The 9007-nt window shown below is 69.9% G+C and carries 11 protein-coding genes; 1 reads left to right on the top strand and 10 read right to left on the bottom strand.

The genetic code is table 11. The annotated features are described in order from the left end of the window. Window positions 1-217: 217 nt before the first annotated feature. From BM004_RS41405 to BM004_RS12015, 9 genes are all read right to left on the bottom strand, one after another. The gene (locus tag BM004_RS41405) at window positions 218-817 is read right to left on the bottom strand and encodes a hypothetical protein (RefSeq protein WP_177238189.1); all 600 of its coding nucleotides are present in this window, start codon (window positions 815-817) and stop codon (window positions 218-220) included. Further along, entirely contained in the window at window positions 753-1745 is a 993-nt protein-coding gene (locus BM004_RS12050; RefSeq protein WP_093122151.1) for an LD-carboxypeptidase, read from the bottom strand. The genes BM004_RS41405 and BM004_RS12050 overlap by 65 nt, the downstream gene beginning before the upstream one ends. Beyond that, window positions 1742-2917: a tRNA adenosine(34) deaminase TadA gene (gene tadA, locus BM004_RS12045; protein WP_093213500.1), complete on the bottom strand. Its 1176-nt coding sequence runs from the start codon at window positions 2915-2917 to the stop codon at window positions 1742-1744. The genes BM004_RS12050 and tadA overlap by 4 nt, the downstream gene beginning before the upstream one ends. Continuing rightward, window positions 2907-3149: a hypothetical protein gene (locus tag BM004_RS12040; protein ID WP_093213498.1), complete on the bottom strand. Its 243-nt coding sequence runs from the start codon at window positions 3147-3149 to the stop codon at window positions 2907-2909. The genes tadA and BM004_RS12040 overlap by 11 nt, the downstream gene beginning before the upstream one ends. 1 nt (window position 3150) lies before the next feature. Then, window positions 3151-3795, bottom strand: coding sequence for an FMN-binding negative transcriptional regulator (locus BM004_RS12035; RefSeq protein ID WP_093213496.1), 645 nt, complete (start codon window positions 3793-3795; stop codon window positions 3151-3153). Window positions 3796-3839: 44 nt separating this feature from the next. Next, complete coding sequence (locus BM004_RS12030; protein ID WP_093213494.1) at window positions 3840-4538, bottom strand: ankyrin repeat domain-containing protein; 699 nt, start codon at window positions 4536-4538, stop codon at window positions 3840-3842. After that, a complete protein-coding gene (locus tag BM004_RS12025) occupies window positions 4538-5047 on the bottom strand; it encodes a GlcG/HbpS family heme-binding protein (RefSeq protein ID WP_093122164.1) in 510 nt (169 codons plus the stop codon). Before BM004_RS12025 ends, BM004_RS12030 begins: the two co-directional genes overlap by 1 nt. A gap of 117 nt (window positions 5048-5164) precedes the next feature. Continuing rightward, window positions 5165-5803, bottom strand: coding sequence for a response regulator transcription factor (locus BM004_RS12020; protein ID WP_093213492.1), 639 nt, complete (start codon window positions 5801-5803; stop codon window positions 5165-5167). A 7-nt stretch (window positions 5804-5810) separates the two neighbouring features. Then, a complete protein-coding gene (locus tag BM004_RS12015; protein ID WP_093213490.1) occupies window positions 5811-7295 on the bottom strand; it encodes a sensor histidine kinase in 1485 nt (494 codons plus the stop codon). Window positions 7296-7357: 62 nt separating this feature from the next. Between BM004_RS12015 and BM004_RS12010 the strand changes: the two genes are divergently transcribed. Continuing rightward, window positions 7358-8458 carry a DUF72 domain-containing protein gene (locus BM004_RS12010; protein WP_093213488.1) on the top strand — a complete coding sequence of 367 codons (1101 nt, stop codon included), beginning with the start codon at window positions 7358-7360 and terminating at the stop codon, window positions 8456-8458. Here BM004_RS12010 and BM004_RS12005 read toward each other — a convergent pair. Then, a complete protein-coding gene (locus BM004_RS12005; protein WP_093213486.1) occupies window positions 8455-8946 on the bottom strand; it encodes a RidA family protein in 492 nt (163 codons plus the stop codon). The two genes, BM004_RS12010 and BM004_RS12005, sit on opposite strands and share 4 nt — an antisense overlap. Between the last annotated feature and the right edge of the window lie 61 nt (window positions 8947-9007).

Raw genomic sequence — 9007 nt, 5'->3', positions numbered from 1 at the left:
TGATTCTCGATTTTTCAGACCGCTGAGCCTGAATGTTCAGCGGCCCTGCCGTGACCTGCAAGCAATTTCCGCCGCATGTGTCCCGCGCTGTACAAATGAAACGTATTGCACGCCTTTTTTGTTGACGTTACGTGTATACGCTGCTCTCGACGGCGCCGATGCAACAAGGTCATTTCCCGATATGTAGTACTTTGGAAAACAAAAATCTGCGACAGCGTCATGACACTAAGTAAAGCGTGTTGTTTACAAACAAGAAACACTGTTCCGGATCTTGTGCAATGGTGAACTGGGGCTTAAGGTATGGCTCGTCTTGGCTTTCCCGCAATACGCTTTTCGTCTCATGTTCTTCCGCCGCATTCTTCGTCTGCTGAACGTGCCCGGGTTCGGATCCCGCCGCGCCGCAGAGAGCCAATTGGGGCGCATCCGTACCGCAATGCTGTCGGTGCTTCAGGCCCATGCCGGTCATTCGGTGCAGCGTGTCAGCCAGCGCGTGCGCTTCGCCGCCGATGTCGAAGCCCTCTGGTACCTGCGACAGGATGTGATGATGGCGCTGAGCGCCATCGACGGCGAAACCGCCGCACGCCGCCAGATGAAAGACATCAACAGCATGTTCAAGGGCGGCTTGCCCGGCTCGATGAGCCCGCGGGCCCATCAGCGCTTCACGCACGACGCCTGACACGCCATGTCCCCAGCAGCAGCGGCCTTCAATGGCCGCTTTGCTTTTGTGCTTCTTCTTTTTCGCCGCGCGCAAATCAGTGGTCGTGGCCGTGATGAGGGTCATGACCATGGTGGTCATGATGGCCGTGCGCATGGTCATGGCCGCCTTCGTGCCGGTGGCCCCAGACGAGGAAGACATCGCGCCCCTCGGCCGCCATCGCCACCTTGGCGCCCACCGGAAGCAGCACCTTCGTCGGCACATGGCCGAACGGCAGGCCGGCCAGCACGGGCACCTTGAGCGTCGCGCGCAGCCGGTCGATCACCGTGTTCATGCCGAAGCCGCGGTCGTAACCGGCCACGGCGCGCACGCCCGTGAACTGCCCGAACACGACGGCCCGCTGGCGCGCGAGCACGCCGGCCAGCTTGAGCTGGTCGAGCATGCGCTCGACGCGGTACGGATGCTCGTTGGTGTCCTCGATGAACAGCACGCCCTTGTCGACCGCCGGAAAGTACGGCGTGCCGAGCAGGCTGGTCAGCACGCAGAGGTTGCCGCCCCACAGCACCGCGTCCTGCACGGGCTTGAATTTCAGCTCGGCGTCGCGTGCCGGCATGCGCCAGCCGGTGCCTTCGCCCTGCCCCGTCACGAGGTCGTCGAAGCAGGCTTCCATGATGTCGTCGGGGCCGGCCTCGGCACCGAAGTCTTCGCCGACTGCGGGGCCCGACCAGGTGACCGCGCCGGTCTTGGCGAGCAGCGCGTTCTGCAGCGCGGTGAAGTCGCTGCAGCCGACGAACTCGGTGCCCTTGCCGATCGCCTTGGCGAGCGCCTTGTACGGCAGCGCGTCGAGGATGCGCGTGAGGCCGTAGCCGCCGCGCGCAATGAGCGCCACGTCGGCGCCGCTGGCCGCTGCACGTGAAATCGCGGCGAGCCGCGTGGCGTCGTCGCCCGCAAAACGCTGGTGCACCGACAGGGCTGCGTCGTCGACTTCGACTTCATGGCCCAGTGCCTTGAGCCGCTTCACGCCGCGGCGAAAAGCCGCCTTGTCGCGAATGGCACTGGAGGGAGAGTAGATGTAGATGTGTTTGGTCACGTGGTCGAGTATCCCATTGCATGTCTCGCCTGCTGCGCGAGCACGAGGGCCTGCGCGGGCGCCGGTCCTGAAACGAATTCGGATGCGGATGCGGATGCGCATGCGGCGGGGCCCAGCGCGCGCAGTGCGGCTTCGTAGCCCCGGTCGGGAAACGGCGCGCGCCACGCGTCCTCGACGCGTTCCGTGCCGTTCGGCGCTTCGAGCAGTGCAGCGAAGCGGCCGGGCGCGGCGGCGTGCAGCAGCGCGGCCAGCTCCGCGGCAGCCGCGCTGTGCACGAGCACCATCGGGCCGGGCTGCACCTGCGCGAGCCATTCGAGCAGCACGTCGCGGTGCCATGCAAGCGTGTGCGGGGTTTCGCGCTTGGGCTTGTCGCTCTTGCCGAAGCCGACCAGGTCGGGCACGAGCGTGCGCAGGCCCGGCAAGCCGACGAGGTGACGGAAGAAGTAGCCCCATTCGCCGGGGCCGTGCAGGCAGAGGCAGCAGGCCGCATGGCCGTCGCTGCCCTTGCCTGCATCGCCCTCGCCTGCACCGCCCTCGTCGACGTACTGCATCCGCCAGCCTCGAAGGCTCTGCAGGTCCTGCACGTGATGCGGCGCGAAGTCATAGCCGGCCAGGCCTGCGAAGCGCTCCGCCGGCGTGCGCAGCGCGTCGTCGCGCAAGGGCTCGGCCTGCGCGCGCGCGACGCTGCGGCGTTGCTGGAAGAAGGCCTGCAGCACCGCGGCGCACTCGTGCGCGAGCACGCCGCCCTGCACCTGCGTGCGGTGGTTCAGCCGCGGCTCGGCGAAAAGGTCGAGCACCGAGCCGGCCGCACCGGTCTTCGGGTCGGTCGCGCCGAACACCACGCGCGACAGCCGCGAGTGCAGCATCGCGCCCGAACACATCGCACACGGCTCGAGCGTCACGAACAGTTCGCAGCCGTCGAGCCGGTAGTTGCCGAGCGCGGCGGCACCGGCGCGCAGCGCGTTGATCTCGGCATGCGCACTCGGGTCATGCTGCGCGACGGGCGTGTTGCGGCCGGTGGCGATGAGCTGCCCGTCCTTGACCAGCACCGCGCCGACCGGCACCTCGCCCGCCTCGGAGGCGAGCCGCGCCTCTGCAAGCGCGAGCGCCATCCAGTGCGCGTCGCTCGCGCCCGGCACCGGCAACGGCGATGGCATGGCCTCAGTTGTCATCCGGCATCTGGCGCGTCTTGGCCGCCGCGTCGAGCGCGTCCTTGACCTGTTGTTGTACCTGTTGCGCCTGCTGCACGTGGTCGGGCGAGTTCACGGGCACGTTCGCAGGCGCTTCGCCGCTGGCGGACACCGCCGGCCGCGCCGAAGCACCCGCGCCGGTCATCTGCTTCTTCGCCACCAGCCCCACGATCACCAGCGCCAGCACGAGGCCGATCAGTCCGAGTCCACGCATCTCAGTGGCCCTCCGTCACCGGTGCCGGGGCGGGCATGCCGAGGCGGTCCATCCACGCGGCCAGCGCCTGCTCGTCGGGCGTGCCCGCGCTGTAGACCGCGTGCATGGCCGCATGCGACTCGCGGCGGTGCTGGTTGAGCTTGACCTTGCACTGCAGCGCCGTCACGCGCAGCTCGAAGCCGACGATGCCGGCCAGCATCTTGAGCTGGAACTCCTCGCCCAGGTCGCGCCACTGTTGCGCATACGCGGGCTCGTGGTCGCCGATGAGCTTCTTGAGCAGTTCGTCCTTGGCGGCCGGTTCCTCGACCAGGCGGGCCTCGACCGTGCAGTGCACGGCCAGGTAGTTCCAGGTGGGCACGCGCGCCAGGTCGGGATAGACCGAGGGCGACAGGTAGGAATGCGGGCCGAGGAAAGTGACGACCGCCCTTGGCCGCGCCTGCAGGTAGCGCCAGTGCGGGTTGGGCCTGGCGCAATGGCCCCACAACACCAGTTCGTCGCCGTCCCGCGGTTGCGCGACCAGCGGCAGGTGCGTGACGTACGGCAGGCCGTCATCGTCGTTGGAGACGAGGCTCGCGAATGGGTGCGAGCGCATCAGCTCCAGCGCGATGGCCGGGTCCTTGGCATTGAACTGCGGGGGCATGTACATGGGGCGTGTTCCTCGTGGGGAGCCCCGATTGTCCCCGAGCCGCCCTATCTTGCGCGCGGCGTCTCCAGCAGCTTCACCATGGCCGTGTAGCCGCGCGCCTTCGCGAGCTGCAGCGGCGTGTTGCCCTGCCGGTCGGCCAGCTTCAGGCTGGCGCCCGCGTCGATCAGCGCGGCCAGCGTGCGCTGGTGGCGTGGCCCGCCGTCGCCGAGCACGATCGACTCGATCACCGCGGTCCAGTGCAGGTTGTTGACGTGGTCCAGCGGCGCGCCGGCCGCAATCAGGCGGCGCACCACTTCGTCGTGCCCGAGGTGCGCGGCGGCAATGAGCGCGGTGCCGTCGTAGCGGCTCGTGGTCTGCCCGGCATTGGCGCCGAGCGACAGGAGAACAGAGAGCGTGGCGGCGTCGTCGGCCACCGACGCGATGGTGACGGCGTCGTAGCGGTCGTCTTCCAGCAGGTCGAGGTTGGCGCCGGCCTTGGCCAGCAGCTTGATCGCCTCGCGCTGGCGCGCATGCGTGGCGACCTGCAGCGGCGTGCGGCCGCGCGTGTCGCGCGCATCGAGGTTCGCGCCCGAGGCCACCAGCGCCCTCAGCTTCGGCAGGTCGCCCTGCCACGCGGCCTGGTGCAGCCCTTCGTAGGCCAGCACCTCGGCCGCGAGCGGCGGCACCTGGGCCCACGCACCGGCCGACGCGCCCAACCCGAGCGCCGCCGCCAACACGCCCTGCCAGATACCGCGCGCGAACATCAGAGCAGGCCCTTGACCTTGTCGATGGCCGCGTTGGCGCACTGCTCGTCGAGGTGGCCGCCGGGCGCGCCGCCCACGCCGACCGCGCCGATCACTTCATTGCCCGACTTCACCGGCACGCCGCCGCCCAGCAACAGCATGCCCGGCAGGTACACCAGGTTCGCGCCGGCGGGGTTCTTCTGCGAACCTTCCATCATGGCTTGCGTGGGGCTCTTGGCCGATGCCGAGGTCCAGGCCTTGCGCTCGCTCGAGGCCAGCGTGTGCGGGCCCGCGTTGTCGGCGCGCTGCACGGCACGCACGGTGCCGGCGCGGTCGACCACGGTGGCGGCCACGTTGTAGCCGTTGGCGGCGCAGGCGGCCACGGCTTCGGCGGCGAGCTGGTTGGCCAGCGCGAGCGACATGTTCTTTTCGGTACGGACAGCCGAGGCCGCCGGTGCGGCGGTCTGCGCTTGAGCGACGGATGCGGCGAGCAGGACGGCGAGGCTGCCGAGGCGAAGAGCGGTGTGCATTGTTCGTTTTCTCCAGTGATTCGGGTGGTTGCGCCGGCCGTTGCCGACAGCTACGTCACTGTAGAAAACTCGGCGCGCGGCAGCCATTCGTACGGCTACGCGCGGCACTCCGTAGAACTACGCAGTGCCGTCCACCAGCACCGCGTAGCGCCGGATCAGCTGGGCGAGCGAATCGCACCCGAGCTTGGCGAACAGGTTGGCGCGGTGGGTTTCCACCGTGCGCGGCGACAGCGCCAGCGTGCGCGCAATTTCCTTGTTGGTGAGCCCCTGCACGATGAAGGCCAGCACCTCGCGCTCGCGCTCCGACAGCTGCGCCACCTGCTCTCGCGCGGCGTTGTCGGCCTGCGAGCGCTCGCGCGAACGCACATGCTGGCGCACCGCGTGCTGCAGCGCCTCGAGCAGTTGCTCGTCGTCCACCGGCTTTTCGAGGAACTCGGCCGCGCCGGCCTTGAAGGCGCGGCGGCACATCTCGACCGTGCCGTGCCCGGTCAGCATGATCACGGGCTGGTCGACGCCCTGCGCCACCAGCCGGTCGAGCACCGTCAGGCCACTGATGCCGGGCATGCGCACGTCGAGCACGATGGCGCCCACGCTCGCGCGGTCGAAGCCGTCGATGAAGGCCTGCGGGTCGGCCCAGGCCTGCACGCGCAGGCCGACCGTGCCGATCAGCAGCGAGAGGCTGTCGCGCACGGCCTGGTCGTCGTCGATCAGGTGGACCAGAGGGGACAGCGGCGGATGGGGTGCGGGCGCGTTCATGGCGGACTCAGTTCGTTGCCGCTACCGCAACCAGCGGCAGCAGCAGCGTGAAGCGCGCGCCGCGCGGCTGGGCATTGGCCGCGCTCAAGCTGCCGCCCATGCCGCTGGCGAGCGTTTCGCTCAGGCTCAGGCCGAGGCCCAGCCCGCCTTCGCGCGTGCTGAAGAAGGGTTCGAAGAGGCGGGGCAAGGCCTCGGGCGCGATGCCGCGGCCGTTGTCGGTCACGGTCAGCACGCCCTCCTGGCCGTTGCGCCCGACCGAGACGACCAGGCGGCGCTCGGCGGCGGGCACCAGCTCGAGCGCCTGCACGGCGTTCATCAGCAGGTTGTGAACGATCTGCTCGAGCGCCACCGCCTCGGCCTGCACGCGCACGGGCGCCTGCGCCGTGGCGTCGAACTGGGTGGCGACCGTGTGTTTCGCGAACTCGGGCGCCAGCAGGTGCATGGCGCTGCGCACCACCTCCTGCAGCACCAGCGGCTTCATGTCGCCGCCGGCCTCGGGCCGCTCGATGACGCGGCGCAGCCGGCCCACCACGCCCGCCGCGCGGCGGGCTTGCTCGACGGCCTGCCCCATCGCCTCGCGTGCCGTGGCCAGGTCCGGCGGTTCGTCGTCGAGCAGGCGGCGTGCGGCCTGCGCGTTGGCCAGCACCGCGGTGAGCGGCTGGTTGAGCTCGTGCGCCAGCCCGGCCGACAGCTCGCCCAGCGCGTTGAGCCGCGCGACCTGCCCCAGCCGCAACAGCTCTTCGGCGCGCCGCCGCGCCACGCGCTGGCGCTGCGCGGCCCACAGCCCCGCGAGCAGCGCGGCCATGGCAACCGCCCAGCCCGCGATGCCGCGCCACGGCAGCTCGCCCCAGCCCACCTGCCGCTCGGCCACCAGGTCGAAGGGCTGGCTCGGCGACGCCAGCGCCTTGGTCAGGTCGAAGCGCCAACCTTTGCGCGCCGGCACGCCGGGCTGCAGCACCAGTTGCTGGCCGTCGCGCCGCAGGCTCAGCCGCACCGGGCTGCGCTGCGGGTTCATCGGCCAGTCGCGCCACGGCACGGAACCGGCCAGGTCGATGTCCAGGGCATAGCTGAACGGCGTGGCGCCGATCACCAGCACATAGCGGCCGTGCGCCAGGTCGAGCATGGCGAGGTCGGCGCGCTGCTGGCCGCGCGAGCGCGCCTCCGCGGCGGCCAGCACCGCGGCCTGCGCGCCGTCGGGCCAGGGCTCGTCGCGGTCGCGCCGCTGCACGCGCAGGATCGACGAGTACACGGAAGGCAGCCGCTGCTCCGGATGGTCGGCGCCGGTGCTGGGCTCCAGCAGCGCGAGCGTGGCCAGCACGGCGTCGTACTGCACCATCTGCTGGCTCATGAGGCGGTGCGCAATGCGCACGTCGGTCTCGAAGTCCTGGTGCATCTGCGCGAGCTCGGCGCGCGCGATCCACACCGCGCCCACGGCCGTCAGCGCCAGCCATGCCAGCCACCAACCACCCTGCGTACGCAACCACTGTTTCATGGCGCGGATTGTGCCCGGCGCGGCAAGTGCGTTCGATGTTGGCCGAGAATGCGGCCCCAGACATGGCCGAAGTACAGGACTCTCTTTTTCCCGATCTGCCGCCGCCCGAAGAGGCGTCCGCCGCCGTTGCGCCCGCCAAGGCGCAGGCCGACGAGCTGCCCGCAAGGAAGAAATCGCGCACGGGCACCGTCGAGCCCGCGCCCACCGACCCGGCACTGGCCGAACTCGCCGCCGCCCTGCCGCCCCACCTGCGGCTGGGCACCTCGTCGTGGAGCTATCCGGGCTGGGCCGACCTGGTGTGGGACGGCGAATACGCCGAGAGCGTGCTGTCGAAGAACGGGCTTTCGGCGCTCGCGAAGCACCCGCTGTTTCGCACCGTGAGCCTGGACCGCAACTTCTACCGCGCCCTTACCGCGAGCCAGTACGCGCGCTACGCGGCCATGGTGCCCGGCGACTTCCGCTTCGTGGTGAAGGCCCCGAGCCTCGTGACCGACGCCACCGTGCGCGACGAGAGCGGCCGCGGCATGCAGGCCAACCCCGTGTTCCTGAGCCCCGAGATCGCGCGGCAGGAGTTCGTGTTGCCGGCGCTCGAAGGCCTGGGCGATCGCATCGGCGTGCTGGTGTTCCAGCTGAGCCCGATTCCGGGCCACATCCTGGCCGACCAGCCCGCGCTGCTCGCGCGCATCGCCGACATGATCGAGGCGCTGCCCGACCTGAAGCACGCTGCGCCCGATGCCGTCGTCGCCGTCGAGGTGCGCGACCCGCAGTTGCTCAACCCCGCCTTCGCCGAGATGCTGCGCAGCGTGGGCGCCACTTTCTGCATGGGCCTGCACGCCAAGATGCCGCCCATCGAAGCGCAGTTGCCGATGCTGCGCGCGCTGTGGCCCGGGCCGCTGGTGTGCCGCTGGAACCTGCACCGGCGCCACGGCCGCTTCGGCTACGAGGATGCGGAAAAGCTCTACGGCCCGTTCGACAAGATCGTCGACCCCGATCCTGAAACGCGTGCCGCGCTGGCCAAGGTGATCGCGGGCACCACGCGCGCGGGCCAGAACGCCTTCGTCACCGTGAGCAACAACGCCGAAGGCTGCGCGCCGCTGACGATCGCGCAGCTTGCGCGCGATCTCACCAGCCAGGCCGGCCTGTCCGGCCTGACGGCTGCTTAGGCGATGTTCTGCTTGGCGGCCACGGTCATCTCGACCTCGACTGTCGCGTTCTTCGGCAACTGATACACGCCCACCGCCGTGCGCACGTGCACGCCGGCCTCGCCGAACACGCGGTGCAGCAGGTCGGAGGCCGCGTCGGCCACTTCGCTTTGCTGCGTGAAGTCGGCCGTGCACTGCACGAACACGCCCACACGCAACACCTTCTCGACCGCGTCGAGCGAGCCGAGCGCGCGGCGCAGCAGCGTGAGGCTGCGCAAGGTGCAGATCTGCGCGCCTTCGCGTGCCTTGTCGAGCGAGACCGCATCGCCCACGCGCCCGGTAACGACCACCGTGGTACCCACGCGCGGCACCTGGCCGCTGAGGTAGACCGTGCGGCCGTCGCGCACGAGCGGCACGTAGTGGCCGCCGGCAATGATCTCGCCGTCGAAGCTGTGGCCGAGCTCGGCGGCAATCTGGTCGGCGATCTGGTCTCGGGTCTTTTCTGTCATGGCTGTTCCGTCAAACGAGGGCTGGTGAACACGCATTGTCGCCAGCCCGTCCAAGGCAGAA

Source organism: Variovorax sp. OK212 (assembly GCF_900112425.1).
Taxonomy (GTDB): Bacteria; Pseudomonadota; Gammaproteobacteria; order Burkholderiales; family Burkholderiaceae_C; genus Variovorax.
This window is presented reverse-complemented; position numbering and strand designations above follow the sequence as displayed.

Excerpts from the sequence above, each read along its gene's own strand:
- BM004_RS41405 (WP_177238189.1), bottom strand. The coding sequence starts at position 817 with ATGACCATGCGCACGGCCATCATGACCACCATGGTCATGACCCTCATC.
- BM004_RS12030 (WP_093213494.1), bottom strand. The coding sequence starts at position 4,538 with ATGTTCGCGCGCGGTATCTGGCAGGGCGTGTTGGCGGCGGCGCTCGGG.
- BM004_RS12035 (WP_093213496.1), bottom strand. The coding sequence starts at position 3,795 with ATGTACATGCCCCCGCAGTTCAATGCCAAGGACCCGGCCATCGCGCTG.
- BM004_RS12040 (WP_093213498.1), bottom strand. The coding sequence starts at position 3,149 with ATGCGTGGACTCGGACTGATCGGCCTCGTGCTGGCGCTGGTGATCGTG.
- BM004_RS12010 (WP_093213488.1), top strand. The coding sequence starts at position 7,358 with ATGGCCGAAGTACAGGACTCTCTTTTTCCCGATCTGCCGCCGCCCGAA.
- BM004_RS12005 (WP_093213486.1), bottom strand. The coding sequence starts at position 8,946 with ATGACAGAAAAGACCCGAGACCAGATCGCCGACCAGATTGCCGCCGAG.
- BM004_RS12025 (WP_093122164.1), bottom strand. The coding sequence starts at position 5,047 with ATGCACACCGCTCTTCGCCTCGGCAGCCTCGCCGTCCTGCTCGCCGCA.
- BM004_RS12015 (WP_093213490.1), bottom strand. The coding sequence starts at position 7,295 with ATGAAACAGTGGTTGCGTACGCAGGGTGGTTGGTGGCTGGCATGGCTG.
- tadA (WP_093213500.1), bottom strand. The coding sequence starts at position 2,917 with ATGACAACTGAGGCCATGCCATCGCCGTTGCCGGTGCCGGGCGCGAGC.
- BM004_RS12020 (WP_093213492.1), bottom strand. The coding sequence starts at position 5,803 with ATGAACGCGCCCGCACCCCATCCGCCGCTGTCCCCTCTGGTCCACCTG.